This is a genomic window from Pseudotamlana agarivorans, from assembly GCF_018860245.1.
GTDB lineage: Bacteria > Bacteroidota > Bacteroidia > Flavobacteriales > Flavobacteriaceae > Pseudotamlana > Pseudotamlana agarivorans_A.
This window is the reverse complement of sequence record NZ_JAHKPD010000025.1, coordinates 17,125-37,931: the sequence shown is the minus strand read 5'-3', so window position 1 is coordinate 37,931 and position 20,807 is coordinate 17,125. Positions and strand designations below refer to the sequence as shown.

The window sequence follows — 20,807 nt, the reverse complement described above, 5'->3', positions numbered from 1 at the left end:
TTTTAATAGTCAGATTTTGATGTTGTGCCATTTACAATGGCGATTCCTGAAGAAGTTCCAAGTCGTTTAACGCCTAAATTTATATATTCTAAAGCGGTTTCCGCATCGCGAATGCCTCCTGAAGCTTTGATTTTTACATCACCTTTTAGGGCGCTTTTCATGATTTTTATATCATGCGTACTTGCCCCACGGGTTCCAAACCCTGTTGATGTTTTTATAAAATCGGCTCCTGCTTTTATAGCTATTTCGCTGGCTTTTAATATTTCGGAATCATCTAAATAACATGTTTCTAGAATAACTTTTAAAACTTTATTTGGCATGATACTTTTGATAGCTTTTATCTCTTTTTCAACAGTATCAAAAGCTTTACTGTTAAGGAAACCTACATTGATAACCATATCAATTTCATCGGCTCCATCTTTTAATGCTTGAGCTGTTTCAGATACCTTACTAGCGGTAGACATAGCTCCTAAGGGAAATCCGATTACTGCACATACTTTTATGTTACTTTCAGACAAAGAAGCTTTTGCTAAACTTACATAACAACTGTTCACACAAACTGAGAAAAAGTGATATTGTTTAGCTTCTTCACATAGTTTGATAATATCTAATGTTGTTGCTGTTGCTTTTAAGAGGGTGTGGTCGATGTATTGACTAAACGGATTCATGTCTTGACTTTTAAATAAACAAGCATACTACTTAAACATTAAATGCATAGGGAGATGCCATTATTCCAAAGGTATCAACATTTTTCTAGTTAATCACAATTTCTGTGTTAAATAGAGGATTGAAACCGGGTATTAAAACTTAGTAGAGGTTGTTTCTTTAAGATTTGTATCTTGATTTGCACCTTCAGATTTTTTTGCCGCAGATTCTAAATATTGCTTGTAGATTTTGCTGTTTCTTTGCTGGCGGGTATTGTTGTTTAGTCCTTTGAAAGCTGTTGATATGCCTAAACGATCGGCACCAACTTCTAGGTATTTTACAGCCGACTCATAATCAAGAATGTCTCCTGATGCTTTTATCTGTGCTGCATCTTTTATGGTTTTTTTGATAATTTTTATAGCCGTAAGGGTGGCGCCACTTTTTGAAAACCCTGTGGAAGTTTCTATAAAGTCGGCGTTAGCATCTATACAGATTTCACTAACTCTTACAATTTCATTTTTGTTTAATTCTGAAATTTCGATAATGACTTTTAAAGGCGTGTCTCCAATGGCCATTTTTACATCACTAATATCTTTTAAAACAGAAACATAGTTTTTGCTTTTTACATACCCCATATTTACTACCATACCAATTTCTTCAGCACCATCTTCTACCGCTTGCTTGGCCTCGTAAATTTTTGATTTTGTTGTTGAGCAGCCCAACGGAAAACCAACAACAGTAGAAACTTTAATAGCTGTGTCTTGTAGAAATTGTTTGGCTAATGATACATATGATCCATTAATACAAATACCAAAATAGTTGTTTTCTCTAGCTTTATTGCAGAGGTCTATAATTTCACGTTCTGTAGTGGTTGATTCTAAGAGCGTGTAATCTAGGTGAGAGGCTATGTTCATTTAGTTTATAATTAGTTTTTTTTGATACTTTATTTCTGATTAACAACCTGTGGTGAAAAAATAAAATATGCTTAGGGGGATAATTACATGGCTAATCTAAAAAATATATCAAATTAATTGATCTTAATTATACGTATTTTAGATAAACGGTATACTGCTTGTGTAAATCGTAGAAAACATCCTTCAAAATTTTATTATTTAAGTTTTTTTTACTAAATCATTAAGAATATCCTTGTAAAAATAGAAAAGCAACAAGAATACTATAATGGTATTCTTGTTGCTTTTGTTGTTAATCACTTAAAATTAAGTGTGTTATGTGCTTTTTTTCTTGTTAAATTATTATTAATTTTTTAAAATTGTTCTTGTACTAAATCGCCTTGGTTTCTAAAAACGAGTTTCTCATCAAAGGCATCAAGTAAAATGACACTATCTGTAGTTACTTTGCCTGCTAGAATTTCTTTACTTAAAGCATTTAATACTTCTTTTTGAATCACACGTTTTACAGGTCGTGCACCATATTCAGGGTTGTAGCCTTTTTCAGCTAAATAATTAATAGCTTCTTGTGTGGCATCAAAGGTTATGCCCTGTTCGGCAATCATTTTAGTGATGCCTTTTAGTTGTAGGCCAACAATTTCGACAATGTTTTCTTTACTTAAAGGTGTGAACATCACGGTGTCGTCTATACGATTTAAAAACTCAGGTCTTACCGTTTGTTTTAATAAGGCTAATACATCAACTTTTGCGCCTTCAATGGCTGTTTCAATATCTTTAACCGCTTCAAAACGCTCTTGTATAATTTGACTCCCCATGTTAGAAGTCATGATTATAATGGTGTTTTTAAAATCGGCTACACGCCCTTTGTTGTCTGTTAAATGCCCTTCATCTAAAACTTGTAGTAAGATGTTAAAAGTATCTGGATGTGCTTTTTCAATTTCATCTAAAAGTACCACCGAATAGGGTTTGCGTCTTACTGCTTCAGTTAATTGTCCGCCCTCATCGTAACCTACGTATCCTGGAGGTGCACCAACTAAACGGCTTACCGCATGGCGCTCTTGGTATTCGCTCATATCAATTCTTGTCATAGCGTTTTCATCATCAAACAGGTATTCAGCTAAGGCTTTAGCAAGTTCTGTTTTACCAACACCTGTTGTTCCTAAGAATAAAAAGGTACCAATAGGTTTGTGCGGATTTTGTAATCCGGCACGGCTTCTTCTTACGGCATCACTAACGGCTTCAATTGCTTCTTCTTGACCAACTACACGTTTGTGTAATTCATCTTCCAGTTTAAGTAGTTTTTCACGTTCACTTTGAAGCATTTTTGTTACCGGAATTCCAGTCCATTTAGCAACCACTTCAGCGATATCATCATAAGTCACTTCCTCTTTAATTAAAGAAGTTTCGGCGTGTTCTTTTAATTTTTGCTGAGCAAATTCAAGTTGTTCCTGAGCTTCTTTTATTTTTCCGTATCGTAATTCGGCTACTTTTCCGTAATCACCTTCACGTTCGGCTTTTTCAGCTTCCAACTTGAAGTTTTCAATATCTTGCTTCGTGTTTTGGATGTTGTCAACAACTTCTTTTTCACTTTTCCATTTTGCATTAATTTCATTTCTGGATTCTTTAATATTGGCCAAATCAGCACGTAACGATTTTAACTTGGTTTCGTCTTTTTCACGTTTAATCGCCTCAATTTCAATTTCAAGCTGCATGATTTTACGATCTAAAACATCTAATTCCTCAGGTTTAGAATTAATTTCCATGCGTAGTTTTGATGCAGCCTCATCCATTAAATCAATGGCCTTGTCTGGTAAAAATCGGTTCGTGATATATCTAGAAGATAATTCTACGGCACCAATAATAGCTTCATCTTTGATACGTACTTTATGGTGTGTTTCATATTTTTCTTTAATACCACGAAGAATTGAAATTGCACTTTCGGTATCAGGTTCATCAACCATCACTTTTTGAAAACGACGCTCTAAGGCTTTGTCTTTTTCAAAGTATTTTTGATACTCATCTAAGGTTGTGGCACCAATAGCACGCAGTTCTCCACGAGCTAAAGCAGGTTTTAAAATGTTAGCAGCATCCATAGCACCTTGTCCGCCACCAGCACCCACAAGTGTGTGAATTTCATCAATAAATAACACGATATCACCATTGCTAGTGGTAACCTCTTTGATCACGGCTTTTAGGCGTTCTTCAAATTCACCTTTATATTTGGCACCCGCAATAAGGGCGCCCATATCTAAGGCAAAAATTTGCTTGTCCTTTAGGTTTTCAGGAATGTCACCATCAATAATACGATGTGCTAAACCTTCGGCAATGGCGGTTTTACCTGTGCCAGGTTCACCTACTAGAATCGGGTTGTTTTTGGTTCGACGTGATAAAATTTGAAGAATTCGTCTAATTTCTTCATCGCGACCAATAACAGGATCTAGTTTGCCGTCTTTGGCTAACTGATTTAAGTTTTTTGCGTATTTGTTAAGCGAATTATAGGTGTCTTCCTGACTTTGAGAGGTCACGTTTTCGCCTTGACGTAATTCGATTATAGCAGCAGTTAGCCCTTTTTCGGTTACGCCTTGGTCCTTTAGCATTTGTGAAATTTTGCTTTTAGATTTTAAAACAGCAAGAATTAAATGCTCTACCGAAACATAGTCGTCTTTCATCTTTTTAGCGATGATTGATGCTTCGTTTAAGGTTTTTCCAGCCTCACGAGAAAGCATAAGTTCGCCTCCAGAAACTTTCGAAAAGCTTTCAATTTGCTTATCTAAAGCTTGTTCTAAAATAGAAACGTTTACATTTAGCTTTTTTAATAGGAAGGGTAAAACGTTTTCATCAACTTCAAAAATACCTTTGAAGATGTGTTCGTTTTCAATTTGCTGATGTCCGAAACCCTGCGCGATTTGCTGCGCTTGCTGTATGGCCTCTTGCGATTTTATGGTATAATTATTTAAATTCATTTGATTATTATTTTTTTTTTTTTTTTTTTACATTTCGGTAGATCCCGATGGCTATCGGGAGAAATCTTAATTCTTTTACATTTACAAACACATTAAGTCAATAATCCTACCAATAGGATTTATCAGACAAAATGTCGCTTATTGTTAATTTTAAGCTGACTTTTTGTCTTTTGTAAGATTTACATAAGTTAACGACTTATTGTGCAACAAGAAAATAATATACAGTTTTTCGTCCGGTAGCAATCGGGATTCGCGGAAGACTTTAAAGCTATTAAATATGAGTTTATTAAATAAATTATTTGGGTCGTCTGTAGAGAAAGAGAAAAAAGAAGAAAAGGTTTTGCCGTGGATTCCTTTAGTGAATGTATCGCAATTGGAGGACATCAAGGAAAAGTCTAATACGAAGACTCAGGTTATATTTAAGCATTCTACAACCTGCGGTATTAGTAGAATGGCGATGAAACAATTTGTTTCTGCTTATGCTTTAACGCAAGATGATGTAGATTTATACTATCTAGATTTATTGAACTTTAGAGAAGTGTCTAACGAAACAGGTTACAAATTTCAAGTAAGACACGAGTCTCCGCAATTGTTAGTGATTAAAAATGGGGAAGTGGTGGCACATGAATCTCATGGCGCGATTAGCAGTGTTGATTTATCTAGCTTTGTTTAGTAACTTGTAAAATAAAAAAGGATGAAACAATTTGTAGTGATGCTCATGGTTATTGCTACTGTTTTTACGAGCTGTAACACTGATAAGTCAAAAATTAAAACAGAAAATCAGGAGGTCTTAAAAAGTGAACCTAAAACAGATGCGCTCACAAAACATTTAAAACCGTTTAATCCGGAATTACCAACAATCGGATTATTAATGTATAACGGCGTTTTACAGAGTGAAGTAATTGCGACTTCAGACGTTTTTGCAAAACCAACCGAAGATGGGATACAGCTTTTTAATGTCGTTTCAATCGCAGAAACTGAAAACCCAATCACCACAGAGGAAGGTATGCATTTTGTTCCAGATTTTACTTTTAATAATTGTCCGAAACTAACGGCTCTTTTTGTGCCAAGTGCTTACGATATGTATACTCAGGAGCATAACGAAAACATTGTGGATTTCATAAAAGAAAAAAATAAGGAGACTAAATATACGGTGAGTAACTGTGCTGGCGCGCAATTATTAGGAAAATCTGGCATTGCAGATGGACATAAAATTGTAACGTGGATTGGTGGCGGTGAACAATTACAGAAAGATTATCCCAATTTAAAAGTACAAGACGATAGTATTGTGGCTTTTGTTGAGGACGGAAAATTTAGTTCTTCCAATGGAAATTTAGCGAGTTATATTTCTGCCTTGAATTTATTAGAGAAAATGACGAGTCTTGAACATAGGAAATTTGTAGAAAGTTATTTGTACCTAGATCGTCTTCAAAATTGGAAGGAATAGCAATAGTATTAATTCATTGAAGTCAGATTATATTTTTGTTTACGGCACCCTGTTAAAGGATGCAGAGCATAGCATGTCTAAGTTCTTAGAGAAGCACTCAGCGCATGAAGCTGACGGTTGTTTTTACGGAAAACTATATCTTGTTTCATGGTTTCCAGGAGCTATTCCGAGTAAAAACCCTTCAGAAAAAGTTTATGGATCACTTTTTAGAGTTTTCGATTTTGAAACTGTTTTTAAGGCCTTAGATGTTTATGAAGGTGTTAATCCGCAATCACTAGAACCTGACTTGTTTCAAAGACATATCGTGTCTATTTATTTAGAAGATCATTCCGTAATCGAGGCTTGGGTATACTTTTTTAATCACCCGGTAGAAGGGCTGAAGCAAATAACTTCTGGTGATTTTCTTAATTACAGTGAAAAATAAAAGGCTGTTCAAAATAATTTGAACAGCCTTTTTTTATTATAAACTTAACTTAGTAGCTACTTTTTTTTCTTGTAAACAGGAAGTAGTTTTGTAGAGACTTCTCCAAAACCAATTCTGGTTCCGTCTTTTTCACAATGTCCGCGCATGATAACGGTATCATTATCATCAACATATTTTCTAGTACTGCCGTCTTTCATTTTTAATGGTTTTTCACCATTTTTGGTAAGTTCTAGCATAGATCCAAAACTGTCTTCCGAAGGACCAGAAATGGTTCCGCTACCCATCATATCACCAGAATTAATTGGGCAACCGTTTATCGTATGGTGTGCAACTTGTTGTACCATATTCCAATACATATATTTGAAATTTGATTTACTAACCACAGTTTCTTTAGCGCCTTTAGGTTGAATCGCTACTTCTAAATTAATATCGTAACTCTTCTTGCCATCGTATTTTAAATAATCTAATTGTGGCTTGATAGGTTTCGGACTCTCAACACGGTAAGGTTCCAAGGCATCCAATGTGACAATCCATGGAGAAATAGACGAAGCAAAATTCTTTGCTAAAAAGGGGCCTAATGGGATATATTCCCACTTTTGAATGTCTCTAGCACTCCAATCGTTGAATAAAACCAATCCGAAAATATATTCTTCAGCTTCATTTGTTGGGATAGATTCACCTAAATCGTTAGCATCTGTTGTGATAAAAGCCATTTCTAACTCAAAGTCTACCGATTGGCTTGGTCCTAAAACAGGCTCGCTTGCACCTTCTGGCAAAGTTTGTCCATTTGGCCTGTGTACGGGGATTCCAGATGGAATGATAGAAGAACTTCTACCATGATACCCAATAGGAATATGTAACCAGTTAGGCAACAAAGCATGCTCTTGATCTCTAAACATTAAGCCTACGTTTGTAGCATGCTCCATACTTGAGTAAAAATCGGTGTAATCGCCAATTTGAACTGGTAATTGCATTTCAATTTCATCTAACCTGAAAAGTATGGTCTCTTTATGTTTTGAGTTGTTTTTAAGGGTGTCGTTTTCAGCATCAAAAACTTCAACTATTCTATTTCTAACGGCACGCCATGTTTTTCTTCCGTCGGCAATAAAATCATTTAAAGAATCTTGAAGAAAAATATCGTCTGTTAAAGGGATATCATTAAAATAACCTAATTGATGCAAAGCACCTAAATCTATAGCGGTGTCACCAATTCGGGTGCCTATAGTTATAATGTCGTCTCGTGTTAGAAAGACGCCAAACGGAATATTCTGAATCGGGAAATCGGAATTTTTATCTACGTGTAACCACGATTTTCTATCTGGGTTGTTAGCTGATAATGGCATAACTTGTTTTTTAATGTTATTGTATTCTTATCAAACCTACACATTTTTTTTATTTTAATGGAAAAAATTGAATAAAATATAAGTAAGCTTTAACAGTTGATAAGATGGTGGAAAACTTAAAAGTAATTCTATGTTTTTTAATGCTATTAACTAATCTATTTGCTATTTTTGCGGGATATTTAAATAGAATTAGATTTCCTCCCAATAGCTATCGGGATTCATGGAAATGAAAAAAATATACATTTATGCAACGCGACGAACAAATTTTTGAACTTATTCAAGCTGAAAAAGAACGCCAATTACATGGTTTAGAACTTATTGCATCAGAAAACTTTGTAAGCCCACAAGTGATGGAAGCTGCAGGATCTGTGCTAACTAACAAATACGCTGAAGGGTATCCTGGAAAGCGTTATTATGGAGGTTGTGAAGTTGTTGATGAAGTAGAACAAATTGCAATAGATCGTGCTAAAGCATTATTCGGAGCGGCCTACGTGAACGTACAACCACACTCTGGAAGTCAAGCAAACACTGCTGTTTATCACGCTTGTTTAAATCCAGGTGATAAGATTTTAGGTTTCGATTTATCGCATGGTGGTCACCTAACTCATGGTTCGCCAGTAAACTTTTCTGGTAAACTTTATAACCCGGTGTTTTACGGTGTAGAGCAGGAAACAGGTGTTTTAAACTATGATAAAATTCAAGAGATTGCCACTAAAGAGCAACCAAAATTAATCATTGCAGGGGCATCAGCTTACTCTCGTGATATTGATTTTAAACGTTTTAGAATAATTGCAGATAGCGTTGGTGCTATATTAATGGCTGATATTTCACACCCAGCAGGGCTTATTGCTAAAGGTATTTTAAATGATCCTTTACCACACTGTCACATTGTTACTACAACGACACACAAGACTTTAAGAGGTCCTAGAGGTGGTATGATTATGATGGGGCAAGATTTTGAAAACCCTTTCGGAATTACACTTAAAAACGGAAACTTGCGTAAAATGTCTTCTTTGTTAGATTCTGCAGTTTTCCCAGGTAATCAAGGTGGACCATTAGAGCACATCATCGCTGCTAAGGCCATTGCTTTTGGTGAAGCTTTAACAGACGACTTTTTACACTACCAATTACAAGTGAAGCAAAATGCTGCAACGCTTGCTGAAGGTTTAGTAGCTAAAGATTATAAAATCATTTCTGACGGAACGGATAACCACTGTATGTTGATTGATTTACGTAATAAAAATTTATCTGGTAAAGATGCTGAACAGGCTTTAGTAAAAGCTGATATTACCGTAAACAAAAACATGGTGCCTTTTGATGATAAATCACCGTTTGTAACTTCAGGTATTCGTTTAGGAACAGCTGCAGTAACATCACGTGGCTTAAAAGAAGATGATATGAAAGCTATCGTTGAATTAATTGATGAAGTGATCACCAATTTTGAAGATGAAGCGGTTTTAGAAGCTGTAAAAGTAAAAGTAAATGACATGATGAAGGATCAACCTTTATTCGTGTAATGCACTTTAAAATATAATAGAGCTTGAATATTTTTTGAGCTGATAATAAAAAATCCTGCGTGAAGCAGGATTTTTTTGTTTGTGGGGGTGTTAATTATGCGAACCTTATAATTTTACTTTTCAAAATATGCTTCTTTCGTATTAGGGGTATAAACTAATGTCAACGCTCTGGCATAAACTACAACTTTAAAAAATACCTGAAGTTTATTGAAAAACGCACTAAAAGTTGAGCAGGAGTAATCAACTTGTTTTAAAATTCAGAAAGGCCTTTAATGAGTGGGTATAAGTCCATTTTAAAGGAACTAAATTTAGTTATAGTTTTTCGTTTATATCTTGTCTTCCGACGATTGCCATTATTTCGATATTATTTTCATTTATTTTATAGTAAATACTATCAACTCCGCATACGCAACGTCTATAACCATTTTTTATATAGTCAACTGACTCGAATGAAAAAGGACGTTCGGAAATAATGTCAAAATATTCAAAAAAGGATTCAAAATATTTGTCCGCTTGAGTCATTCCAAATTTTTTAACTCCGTAATGATGAATTCTAATCAAATCATTTTTTGCTTCGTTGGTTAGCTTGTATTTAGCCATTAAGCAAGGACTTTGATTGCGCTAAAATACTTTCTTTACTGTCATCCGTAAATCCGCTATTTTCAGCTTTTTCCAGTTTTGCTCTAATCCAGTCAATTTGCACCTGTTGTTTTCTAGCTTGTCTAATCAAGTCATTAACTAATTCACTTTTGCTTGAATATTCTTTGTTGTCTACTTGAGCTTTTAACCATTCGTCATTCGGTTTTGTAAATGATATACTTTGTCTTGACATAATTTTATAGCTTGGTGTAAATATACACCAAATATGAATCGTTTCCAAATAAGTACCTGCCTAAGCAATTAATTATACACGTTTTAAGTTTGAATTCTATTAAATTAGATGTTTTTTTACGAATTTCAGTTCCGATTTATTGTCAATTTGGGAATTCGAAACGCAGATACTTGTCCACAATTTTCCGTTCTCATCTATTTTTCCAAAAACTAAGTACTTTTTGTTTTTTTCGAAAAAATAGTCGCAATTATTCTTATCTTCTTTTTCCTCAATTAATTTCCGATTCAGTAGTATTTTTTTTCCGCGATATAATTTTATTGTTTCAAACATTCCATCACCAATATATTTCCCGTAAAAAATCACATTCGAACTTTCAAAGCTATCTTCTAATTTCAGTTCCGAATGACTTTTTTCAATAGTAATTGGATAAGTTTTGCATTCACACGCAAAAGATTGATTGAAATAATTCAAAAAAATGATTATTGTTATTATTCTCATCGGGTTTCTCTAATTATTGCCAGCGTTATGGTATGATTAGTGCGGGAATTAAAAGTAAATAATCTCCGTACTAAGCATTTAGCCAAATCTTATTATTTTGTTTTATATTTTTTAGTGCTAAAGCCAAATCAAAAGAATTGGCGGACTTTGCAAACACAAACCAACTTTTCAATTAAACTCAAAACCCGTCTTAAGTATAGGCATTGTTGGGTGTAGTTTTTTTATTCGCTTATTCTATTTTTTAAATCCATTCTCTCGTGTAGAATTCTGATTATTTCAATTCTATCATTTGACATTTGCTGATAAAATATTATATGCTTTCCAAATTTTAGTCCGAGTAAGTTATTGTTTATTTCGTAATATTCTTTTCCAATATCGGGATTATTTCCAATTCCATTACAAGCCATTTTAACTGTTGCATAATATTTGTCAGCTTGCTTTTCCGACCATTTTTCGAAAGTGTATTCCCAAATACTATTTAAGTCATCAATAGCTTCTTGTCTCAGTATAACTTTAGCCATTCTTTCTTTTTTCTGCTTTTAGTCTTTTCAGATTTTCATCAAAATCAAAATCCTCAACTAATGGACTGTTTAATCCTTCTTGTATGGCGTTTCGTAATGCAATTACTTTACTTTCTTCATTTTCCAACATTCTGAGTCCAGCTCTGATAACTTCGCTAACGTTTTTGTATCTACCAGCAGAAACTTGAGTTTGTACAAATTGGTCAAAATAATTTCCGAGTGATATGGATGTATTCTTCATTGTTTTATTTTTAATTAAATTTACCAAAAATTGGTAAAAACTCCAAATTAAGCTCGATTTTCAAATTACACCCACTATAGAATATATAGCCCTTAGTCAGCTTATAATGTTTATTTAGAATTATTTTCAACAAGATCAACAAGATCAACAAACCCACTAATCTTTTTGGTGTTATCTTCTCCTGAAAACGTATGAATATTTCCAATATAAATCATACCTAAATATTTGGCAGTTTCTTTAAAAGGTAACCAAAATTGATCGCCTAAATGTTCACCAATAGAACTAGAGATTACGGCCAGGTGTTTTCCACGTAATTGCCTGCCGAGGTCTTTTTCTATGGTTAATAAGTCTGTAAAGCGATCAAAAAACACTTTCATAATACCACTCATCGCGTACCAATAAACAGGCGTGACGAAAACTAAACAGTCGTATTTTTGAATGATTTCTCGCATTAACGGAATATAGTCGTCATTGCTGTTTAAATGTTCGTAGTCGTAATACGAGAAGTTATAATCATTAAGGTTGATAAAATCCCAACCTGAATTTTTAACAAGTTGATCGGTTAACACTTTAGTATGGCCATCATTTCTAGAACTCCCTGAAATTACAACTGTTTTCATGAAACGAATTATGGTGTTGTATCCTCCTCAAAAGTAACATGTTGGTAGGCGCCTAAATCGGGAGCGGCTGTTCTACTCACATTTAAAACATCGAAAGGCACTTGTGAAGCAAAACTCGCATTGCCCTCATTAATAGCTGCAGATTCATCACCAATATGCAATTGGTTTAAATCACTATCCTTAAAGTTTGGATCTTCATTAAATATGATGTTTTCATAATGATTGGTGTTTGTAAAATCATAGTTTTCACCTTCAAATTCATCATTGTTATCATTAAAACGAACTAAGCAATTGGTGAATTTAAAGTTGAAATCAGCTTGGTCTTCTTCAACTTCATCAAGAATAAATTCAATATTTTCATCACCATAAATAATGCAATTATTAAAATTAGCTTCAGTTAAATCGGCTATAATAATAGTGTCATCCTCGTCAATGGTGTAATTATTTAGCAAAACTGTTGGAAATTGTCTGAAGCCATAATTCCAATAGTTCGCAAGTGTTGCGTGTGTAAAATTGTATTTTCCGCCAATAACTCCTGCAAAAGAAGATAGGCCAGAATTATTTATAACGATATTTTCGGCTAGAATAGAGGTGTTTCGTCCTAAAATACCATAACTGCTAGAATTGTAAATTTTACTATTTGTGATAATGAGTTTATCGGTTGCCCCTATCGGGTTTCCATCACTAATAATTCCGGCGGTAGCATTCTTTATGGTGGCATAATTGATACTGTTATTTTTACTACCATCAAAAAGCCAAATAGCACTCCATTGGCCAGGTAATTCAGAAAATTCTGGTTCTAAACGGTCACCTTCAAAAATAACTTCGTTTTCTAATAGATCTTGATCGTTACTGTAGGCCCCATTTACATTTATTGATGCTTCATTAAGGACTATAATTCCAGAGTTTTCATGAAAATGTATACGAGCTCCGGCTTCAATAGTTAGTGTTTCATTTTCTGGAACGGCAGCGAACCCATAAATAACGTATGGTTTTTGGTTTGTAAAAGTGAGTTCGGTAGGTAAAAGTTCGCGGCCTTCAATATTGGTTTCAACAATTTCACCTTCAATATTTAATTTTAAAGTTTCAATAATTTTCGTCGTGTTATCACGGTCTGGATAAATAAAAACGGCATCTTGAACAAGAGTCACCAATTCCACTTTTTGAAGGTTTGAACCGGCATCAAATTCAATTTGATCGGTGTATAGAAAAGTGCCGTCTAAACTTGGCAGACTATTAATATCTATAGTAGATTCTACAAAAATAAATAAGCTATCGTTGGCCTGTACTTCTATGTTTTGAAAGGTTTTTCCAGCAATACCATCAACACTTAATCTGTAATTTGAAGCATCACCTAAAGCAAGACTAACCGTAGGGATTGAAATGTCATTGTCACTATGGTTGTAAACCTTTAAATTATAAGTACTGGATCCAATATTCGTAAAAACGGTGTCCAAATACACAGTGTCCTTTGAAAAATGCAACCTTCCAGTGCTTGGCGAAAATTCAAAATCTTTCCGGCAAGAGCTCCAAAGGGTTAAAAAAGCAAGAGTGATAAAAAAATATAAATGGCGTTTCATTAAAAGCTTAAGTTTTGGATGGCTAAAAATATAACTTTTGAAGCTATGATTTAGTATGAAATCCAGTAAATTATCTAAATCAGCACTAGTTTTACTTTGCTTCTTCTCGTATTTTTAAATAGGATTTGCTGAAAATAATAAGTTGATCCAAAAGTAGAAGCTTATTGGAGGGCGAGAACAATTTTTTATCTATGGCTTGGGCTTCGAGGTAATTGAAGAATTGTTGCGAAAATTCTTCTGGGATTTTAAGGTCTTCATATAAAAGTTTTTTATTGAACAAATCATCATGTTGAAAAAGTGAATCTAAATTTTTAGCATTAATAACCTGTGGTTGATTTTTAGACTTTTCAGGTTTATATACTAATTTATACAAGCGTACAAAATCAAGACCATAGCTGGAGTAGGTACCGTATAAGTGCGGATTCGCTTTGGTGTCTTTTGTGATTTCTTCAGCTAAGGTTTTTTCAGCTTTAGCTTCATTAAAATCTTTATAGTTATTAGTAATTAATACTTCCTTTAATGCATTCACTGTTTTTTGAAGTTCAATAACCATAACCTGATTAAAATTGGCTTCTTTTAAAACAATGATTTTTTTGTAATGAAAAGTCGAGTGGAAGGATAAAGTATCGTTTTTTGAAGCTTTTATGATGAAGTTGCCATCATCGTCTGTAAAAGTTTTTGAATAATCACTGATATTATAAACTACAATGCCTTTTACTGTTGTTTCACTATCATAAACTTTCCCCTTTAATTGTTGAGATAGGGTTGTTAAAGGTAAAAGCAATAGAACCCAGTTGAGCTTTTTCACGATAATAAGTATTGGTTGGTTGCTCAAATTAAGTCCTTTATCACTTTTGAAAGCATTTTATTAAGAGACTTTAACGTGCGTTTTAATGAAGAATTAACATGGTTAAATTAAAACCCTTGATGTTTTTAAGATCAAGGGTTTTAAAGTAGTAGTAATAAGTGGTTGTGGAATTTTTATAATAACGCGCGAATCATTTTTACTGCAGTTTCGGCGGTAATATCACGTTGTGGTGAACCGAACATTTCGTAACCCACCATGAATTTTTTAACGGTAGCACTTCTTAAAAGTGGCGGATAAAAACTCATGTGCCAATGCCAGTGTTTGTTGTCATTGCCATCGGTTGGCGATTGGTGAATTCCGCTAGAATAGGGGAACGACGTCATAAACAGTTTGTCGTAAGCTTTGGTGATTACTGCGATAGCTTCGGCATATTGTAAGGTTTCTTGGTCGTTCATGTCAAGGATGTTAGTCTGTGGTCTTTTAGGAACAATCATAGTTTCAAAAGGCCAAACGGCCCAGAACGGCACTAAAACCACAAAACCATCATTCTCAAAAATGATGCGTTCTTGCTTTTCGAGCTCTTGGGCTAAATAATCCCCTAACAAACTGCGCTTGTTTTCGTTGTAATATTTAAGTTGCTGGGTGTTTTTCTTATCGACTTCATTAGGAAGCGTAGACTGGCTCCAAATTTGACCATGTGGGTGCGGATTGCTACAGCCCATCACGGCACCTTTGTTTTCAAATATTTGAACGTAATTGATGTTTGGTTTTTCGGCTAAATCTTTAAATTCCTTTTGCCATGCAAAAACCACTTTCTGAATTTCAGTAGGAGTCATATCAGCTAAACTCTTGGAGTGGTCTGGACTAAAGCAAATCACCTTACAAATACCGGTTTCGCTTTGTGCCACCAATAAGCCGTCGTTCATATTAAAAGTTTTTGAATCTTTTTGGAGTGCGGCAAAATCATTGGTGAAAACAAAAACGTCTGTGTAATCAGGGTTCACTTCACCATTAATCCTGGTGTTTCCGGCACATAAATAGCAGGATTCATCATAGGTTGGGCGTTTTTCATTAGAAACCGCTTCATTTTGACCTTGCCACGGACGCTTAGCGCGGTGAGGAGAAACCAAAACCCATTCACCAGTTAGTATATTAAAGCGTTTATGCGAGTAATCTTGTAAGTCTGTATTTTTCATTTTAATAGAAATATGATTTTATTCGACGCGATGCGTGCCCTGAGACAGTTCAATAAAATACACCGAACAATCTTTGTTGAATTCCTGTTTATAGGCTAAAGAAGCCTTTTCGGAAAAAGCCTTAGCTTCAGATTTTGCTACTAAATTAATGGTGCAACCACCAAAACCGCCACCCATCATTCTGGAACCTAAAACATGATTATTGGCTTTTGCTTGATCTACTAGAAAATCTAATTCTTCACAGCTTACTTTGTATTGGTGCTGCAATCCGTGGTGTGAAGCGTAAATTAATTCCCCAAGGGTTTCTAAGTCATGATTCTCAATGGCTTTAGCGGCTTCTTTGGTTCTTTTGTTCTCCTGAATCACAAACAATGCTTTTTGAAAATTTTCAGGCGTAACCTGATCTTTAATGCGTTCTAAATCCGCTTCAGAAGCGTCTCTTAAAGCTTTAATGTCTAGCAATTCTGAAATATTTTCACAAGCCGAACGACGGTCGTTATAAGCACTATCAGACAAACTGTGTTTTACGTTTGTGTTGATGAGCATTAATTGATGATCTTTAAAATCAATCTTATAGGGTTTCGCTTGAATGCTTCTGCAATCTAAATGCAAGGCGTTGTCTTTAATACCAAACATGCTAGCGTATTGGTCCATGATACCGCAATTAACACCAACATAATTGTGCTCTGCTTTCTGCGAAATAAAAATCATGTCCTCCTTAGAAAGTTCTAAGTCGAAGAGTTCGTTTAATCCGAAAACTACCGAGTTCTCTAAGGCTGCCGAAGAAGACATGCCTGCGCCTCCGGGAATATCACCTTTAAAAACAATATTAAAGTTTTCTAAAGTTTTGTTTCTGTTTTGGATTTCGGCCACAACACCAAAAATATAGTTTTGCCAACTGCCTTCTTTTGAAGGTTGTATGCGATCAAGCTGAAATTCAATCTTACTGTTTTTATCTAAAGCATAGGCTGTAGAAACGTTTGAGTTACTTTTTTGAATGGCTGCTGCAATCCCTTTATTGACGGCTGCTGGAAAAACAAAACCATCGTTATAATCGGTATGTTCGCCAATAATATTTATACGCCCAGGTGAAAACACCAGTAAAGGGGCTTCCTTAAAGGTGTCGATGTATGCTTTTTTTACATCATTAATTAGTGTTTTGTTCATTGTAGTGTGTTTAGATGTGGTTTATCTTTAAGTTCCAAGCGATATTATAGGTGTTTCCCGGGTCTAATACTTGAAGGCCTATTTTGTTGTTAAAACTATTGGATACTCCAGTGGTAGGTTCAATTGCTATTATGTTTTCTAAAGGGGGGGTATAGGCCTGTAAAAAATTGCCTTCAACGTTTGAAGAGCACTGTAATTTGTATTGAGGTGTTGTAAATACCACTTTATCCTGATTAAGAACCCAACAATCATCAAGCTGTTGATCTTTTATTTGAAAACCCTCAGGGGTATCGTTGGCTTTTATTCCTGTACCAATATTTCTATCACCAATAATCAACTTATTACTACTGTCAAATTGAAGGGTGCTTTCATATAAATTTTCAGAAGCAAAATAAGGATGCCAGCCTACGGTAAAAGGAAAAGCTTCGTTACTCGTGTTTTTAGCAGAAAAACTTAAGCTTAGACCTGTTTTTGTAAAGGTGTATTTAATGGAAACATGGTAGGGGTAAGGGAAACCTTGAGAGTCTCCTTTTTCTGTGTATTCTAGTGTTACTGAGGCCGTATCTACTAACGCTTCGGTTTCCGAAATTTTAAATGTTTTGTTGAAAATTAACCCATGCAGCGCATTGTTTTCTTCCTTTTGATTAATAGGAAACTGATAAGTTTTGCCATTAAAGGTATAGTTACCATCCTTTATTCTATTTGCAAAAGGAAAAAGGATAGCCGAGGCATAGGTGTTCTGATAGCTTAATGGCTCTAAATTTTTAATTATTAGTAAATTATTAAAAGTATATTCCTGCAGTGAAGCCCCTTCGTTAAGCTGAATTTTAGCAGAGATTGCAGATGCTTTATTTTCAATTTCTAAAATATGAGCGGCTTTATGATGTCTAATCTGGTACATGGGTTGGTCGTTTTATAATGAGTTTCTAATAATGATGTTGTTTGGGTTTTTTAACTTAATCTGTTCTTTATTTAAAATCATTTCGGCCAACCGATTACCCATAAAATTAAAATCGGTTGAAATGGTGGTGATGCCGCCCTCGACAACTTCCTTTAAAAGAGTTTCGTTGTATGAGATTAAACCGATGTCTTTTGATAATTTTAAGTTCTGACTTTTAGAGCTTTTAATCAGACTCAGTAAACTGCGATCATCGGGTGTAATATATATGGTGTCTTTTTCTAAAGTTTCAGCTTGAAAATGTGGTGTCACTTCATAAGCCATTTTCTGTTTTTCGCAAAATTTGACAAAGCCTTTACGCATGCCTTCAGGTTGTTTTTTAAAATCAAAAACTAAAACCATACGACTATACTTTTTTATGAGATGCTCCGCTTTAGTGAGGCTGTTGAAAATGTCATTTTCAAAATCCTGATAGATAGCTGGGTAGTTTGATAATTCGTCATGCAACTGATCTAGAATATACACTTGATCTTTAGGAAGGGTTTCAATTATTTCAGTGGTGTTTTCTAGGTTCGCTGGCATAATCACATAATGATTATAGTCACCAGCGTGGTCATTAATAAGTTTACTGAAAATTTTTTCATTAAAATGATGGAAGAAAATATCAACTTCGGCCTGTTGTCCCAAACGATTTAAAAAAGCATTATAGAGGTCTTCTTTAAATGTATTTAGCTCGTCAAAAAGTAAAAATACCTTTTGCTGAATATTAACATGTTCACTAGCTACAAAGTAACCTTTTCCAACTACCGATTGAATAATGCCTCTGTTTTTCAGGTCGTTATACGCCATTAAAACGGTGTCTCGTGATAATTTGTGTGTTGACTTAATATTGTTAATAGAAAGTAACTGGTCTCCTTTTTTTAATACCCCTTGAGCAATAGCTGCTTCAATAGCATGAATGATTTGCTTGTATATTGGGATGCCTGTATTTTTTTTAATTTGAATCATAGTGTTCGGCAAATATATAAAAAAATCCACAAAACATACTAGACCCTACTAGTTGGTTTTTTTTAGTAAAATTTAAGATTATTATAAATTAATCTCTATATTTGGAATTAACTTAACTAAATAAACTAACTAATTATGACAGCAGGATTTGATTTCTGGGACTATGTAGTCTTTATTGCCTATGCGATTTTAATCTTAGGTGTAGGGCTTTGGGTATCAAGAGATAAGAAAGGACACCAAAAAAACGCCGAAGATTACTTTTTGGCAAGTAAGTCACTACCATGGTGGGCTATAGGTACCTCATTAATTGCAGCAAATATTTCAGCAGAACAATTTATTGGTATGTCTGGGTCTGGATTTGCACTCGGTATTGCGATTGCTTCCTACGAGTGGATGGCAGCATTAACCTTAATTATTGTGGGTAAGTACTTTTTACCCATTTTTATTGAAAAGGGACTTTATACCATTCCCGAATTTGTTGAAAAACGATTCTCAACAAACTTAAAAACCATTTTGGCAGTATTCTGGCTAGGATTATACATTTTTGTGAACTTAGCTTCTGTGCTTTATTTAGGCGGTTTAGCCATTGAAACCATTATGGGTGTTGATATGATGTATGCTATTATTGGTTTAGCATTATTTGCAGCAGCCTATTCTTTATATGGCGGATTATCTGCCGTAGCATGGACAGACGTTATTCAGGTGGTATTCTTAGTATTGGGTGGGTTGGCAACCACTTATTTGGCCTTAAATACAGTTTCAGGAGGGGAAGGCATGTTAGCAGGTTTTTCTAAAGTTTGGGAAGCAGCACCAGAAAATTTCCATATGATTCTTGATGAAACAAACGATAATTATAACAACCTACCTGGTATTTGGGTGTTAGTTGGTGGTCTTTGGGTTGCTAACCTGTACTACTGGGGGTTCAACCAATATATCATCCAACGTACTTTAGCAGCAAAATCTTTAAAAGAATCTCAAAAGGGTATTCTGTTGGCGGCATTTTTAAAGTTAATCATTCCATTAATTGTTGTGATACCAGGTATTGCAGCCTATGTAATGGTTAACGATCCTGCTATTATGGCTAATTTAGGAGAAGTAGGTATGTTAAATGTACCGTCTGCAGAACAAGCGGATAAAGCGTACCCTTGGTTATTGCAGTTTTTACCTGTAGGTCTTAAAGGTGTTGCTTTTGCGGCATTAGCGGCTGCAGTGGTGTCTTCTTTAGCATCAATGTTAAATTCTACTTCGACCATATTTACCATGGATATTTATAAACAATACATTAATAAAAATGCAACCGATAAGGCTACAGTAAACGTGGGCCGTATATCTGGTGCTGTGGCGTTAATTATAGCGGTGATTGTGGCACCGTTATTAGGAGGTATCGATCAAGCTTTTCAATTTATTCAAGAATACACGGGTATTGTAAGTCCGGGTATTTTAGCAGTATTTATGTTGGGGCTATTCTGGAAGAAAACAACAAATAATGCAGCTATCTGGGGTGCAGTAGCATCAATTCCAATTGCCTTAGCCCTTAAGTTTTTACCAATTCCAATGTTAGAACCTTGGATGCATCAAATGGGGATAACGGCATTATTAACTATGGCTATTATTATGCTATTAAGTTACATGCAGAATAAAGGGGCAGATGATCCTAAGGGTATTGAGATATCAAAGGAGTTGTTCAAAACTTCACCGTTATTTAATATAGGTTCCTTTGTAGTTTGTATCATTTTAACCGTGTTGTATGCGTTATTTTGGTAGAAGGCACTGAATTAAACATAATTTAAGTCTCAGCAAATCAAGCTGTTTATCTGAAATATGTTTTTTTAATAAAAATTATCATCTTTTTTTTGGTTAGGTATGTAGTTAATTTTTATATTTGCACACCGGAAATCAAAAATGATTTTCTTTAGGGCTCTTAGCTCAGCTGGATAGAGCACCTCCCTTCTAAGGAGGCGGTCTCAGGTTCGAATCCTGAAGGGCTCACGAAAAGCTTCACTAGAAATAGTGGAGCTTTTTTGTTTTTACTATCTATTTAGGTTTTTTTGTTATTACGTTGAGATTTACAGAGGATTACACAGAGTTTCGCTGAGGAGTTATTTTAGACACAGATTACACAGATTCTATACGTAATTCGCTAGTTCGAGTTTGTAACTCGGACTTTCATAATATTATTTGTAATAGAAGT

General features: G+C 34.7%; 20 protein-coding genes and 1 tRNA gene. 6 read left to right on the top strand and 15 right to left on the bottom strand.

The genetic code is table 11. The annotated features are described in order from the left end of the window. Window positions 1–2: 2 nt before the first annotated feature. The 3 genes from deoC (KO493_RS15150) to clpB form a co-directional block, all read right to left on the bottom strand. A complete protein-coding gene (gene deoC, locus KO493_RS15150; protein ID WP_216068827.1) occupies window positions 3–668 on the bottom strand; it encodes a deoxyribose-phosphate aldolase in 666 nt (221 codons plus the stop codon). Between the two features lie 132 nt (window positions 669–800). Then, on the bottom strand, window positions 801–1,559 hold the full coding sequence (gene deoC, locus KO493_RS15145; protein ID WP_216068826.1) for a deoxyribose-phosphate aldolase: 759 nt from the start codon (window positions 1,557–1,559) through the stop codon (window positions 801–803). 350 nt (window positions 1,560–1,909) lie between these two features. Then, window positions 1,910–4,516, bottom strand: coding sequence for an ATP-dependent chaperone ClpB (gene clpB / locus KO493_RS15140; protein ID WP_216068825.1), 2,607 nt, complete (start codon window positions 4,514–4,516; stop codon window positions 1,910–1,912). A 277-nt stretch (window positions 4,517–4,793) separates the two neighbouring features. Between clpB and ytxJ the strand changes: the two genes are divergently transcribed. From ytxJ to KO493_RS15125, 3 genes are read left to right on the top strand one after another with little or no spacing between them, the layout of a single operon-like run. Continuing rightward, entirely contained in the window at window positions 4,794–5,189 is a 396-nt protein-coding gene (gene ytxJ, locus KO493_RS15135; RefSeq protein WP_216068824.1) for a bacillithiol system redox-active protein YtxJ, read from the top strand. Window positions 5,190–5,210: 21 nt separating this feature from the next. Continuing rightward, window positions 5,211–5,963, top strand: a complete 753-nt coding sequence (locus KO493_RS15130; protein WP_216068823.1) for a DJ-1/PfpI family protein — start codon at window positions 5,211–5,213, stop codon at window positions 5,961–5,963. 16 nt (window positions 5,964–5,979) lie between these two features. Further along, window positions 5,980–6,387 (top strand): gamma-glutamylcyclotransferase family protein, encoded by a 408-nt coding sequence (locus tag KO493_RS15125; protein ID WP_216068822.1) that lies wholly within the window; start codon window positions 5,980–5,982, stop codon window positions 6,385–6,387. Between the two features lie 56 nt (window positions 6,388–6,443). Here the strand turns inward: KO493_RS15125 and fahA are convergent, their stop codons facing one another. Next, window positions 6,444–7,730: a fumarylacetoacetase gene (gene fahA / locus KO493_RS15120; protein ID WP_216068821.1), complete on the bottom strand. Its 1,287-nt coding sequence runs from the start codon at window positions 7,728–7,730 to the stop codon at window positions 6,444–6,446. A gap of 245 nt (window positions 7,731–7,975) precedes the next feature. Between fahA and glyA the strand changes: the two genes are divergently transcribed. Next, window positions 7,976–9,247: a serine hydroxymethyltransferase gene (glyA, locus tag KO493_RS15115; protein WP_216068820.1), complete on the top strand. Its 1,272-nt coding sequence runs from the start codon at window positions 7,976–7,978 to the stop codon at window positions 9,245–9,247. Between the two features lie 312 nt (window positions 9,248–9,559). On the opposite strand, the gene KO493_RS15110 is transcribed toward glyA, so the two are convergent. The 11 genes from KO493_RS15110 to KO493_RS15055 all read right to left on the bottom strand — a co-directional run bounded on the left by KO493_RS15110 (window position 9,560) and on the right by KO493_RS15055 (window position 18,616). Next, entirely contained in the window at window positions 9,560–9,847 is a 288-nt protein-coding gene (locus KO493_RS15110; RefSeq protein WP_216068819.1) for a type II toxin-antitoxin system RelE/ParE family toxin, read from the bottom strand. After that, complete coding sequence (locus KO493_RS15105) at window positions 9,840–10,079, bottom strand: ribbon-helix-helix domain-containing protein (protein ID WP_216068818.1); 240 nt, start codon at window positions 10,077–10,079, stop codon at window positions 9,840–9,842. Before KO493_RS15105 ends, KO493_RS15110 begins: the two co-directional genes overlap by 8 nt. Window positions 10,080–10,798: 719 nt before the next feature. Then, complete coding sequence (locus KO493_RS15095) at window positions 10,799–11,098, bottom strand: type II toxin-antitoxin system RelE/ParE family toxin (RefSeq protein WP_216068816.1); 300 nt, start codon at window positions 11,096–11,098, stop codon at window positions 10,799–10,801. Beyond that, complete coding sequence (locus KO493_RS15090) at window positions 11,091–11,339, bottom strand: type II toxin-antitoxin system ParD family antitoxin (protein ID WP_034041375.1); 249 nt, start codon at window positions 11,337–11,339, stop codon at window positions 11,091–11,093. Before KO493_RS15090 ends, KO493_RS15095 begins: the two co-directional genes overlap by 8 nt. A 110-nt stretch (window positions 11,340–11,449) precedes the next feature. Further along, on the bottom strand, window positions 11,450–11,959 hold the full coding sequence (locus KO493_RS15085) for a flavodoxin family protein (RefSeq protein WP_216068815.1): 510 nt from the start codon (window positions 11,957–11,959) through the stop codon (window positions 11,450–11,452). An 8-nt stretch (window positions 11,960–11,967) separates the two neighbouring features. Continuing rightward, a complete protein-coding gene (locus tag KO493_RS15080) occupies window positions 11,968–13,539 on the bottom strand; it encodes a hypothetical protein (RefSeq protein WP_216068814.1) in 1,572 nt (523 codons plus the stop codon). A 91-nt stretch (window positions 13,540–13,630) separates the two neighbouring features. After that, window positions 13,631–14,347, bottom strand: a complete 717-nt coding sequence (locus KO493_RS15075) for a hypothetical protein (protein WP_216068813.1) — start codon at window positions 14,345–14,347, stop codon at window positions 13,631–13,633. A 173-nt stretch (window positions 14,348–14,520) separates the two neighbouring features. Beyond that, a complete protein-coding gene (locus KO493_RS15070; RefSeq protein ID WP_216068812.1) occupies window positions 14,521–15,543 on the bottom strand; it encodes a UDP-glucose--hexose-1-phosphate uridylyltransferase in 1,023 nt (340 codons plus the stop codon). Between the two features lie 18 nt (window positions 15,544–15,561). Next, window positions 15,562–16,710 (bottom strand): galactokinase, encoded by a 1,149-nt coding sequence (gene galK, locus KO493_RS15065; protein WP_216068811.1) that lies wholly within the window; start codon window positions 16,708–16,710, stop codon window positions 15,562–15,564. 10 nt (window positions 16,711–16,720) lie between these two features. After that, entirely contained in the window at window positions 16,721–17,611 is an 891-nt protein-coding gene (locus KO493_RS15060) for an aldose 1-epimerase (protein ID WP_216068810.1), read from the bottom strand. 12 nt (window positions 17,612–17,623) lie between these two features. Beyond that, window positions 17,624–18,616 (bottom strand): GntR family transcriptional regulator, encoded by a 993-nt coding sequence (locus tag KO493_RS15055; RefSeq protein WP_216068809.1) that lies wholly within the window; start codon window positions 18,614–18,616, stop codon window positions 17,624–17,626. 135 nt (window positions 18,617–18,751) lie between these two features. Between KO493_RS15055 and KO493_RS15050 the strand changes: the two genes are divergently transcribed. Together KO493_RS15050 and KO493_RS15045 are read left to right on the top strand one after the other, a co-directional pair. Continuing rightward, a complete protein-coding gene (locus KO493_RS15050) occupies window positions 18,752–20,380 on the top strand; it encodes a sodium/sugar symporter (RefSeq protein WP_216068808.1) in 1,629 nt (542 codons plus the stop codon). A gap of 151 nt (window positions 20,381–20,531) precedes the next feature. Then, window positions 20,532–20,605 (top strand) — tRNA-Arg (locus KO493_RS15045). Window positions 20,606–20,807 lie beyond the last annotated feature (202 nt).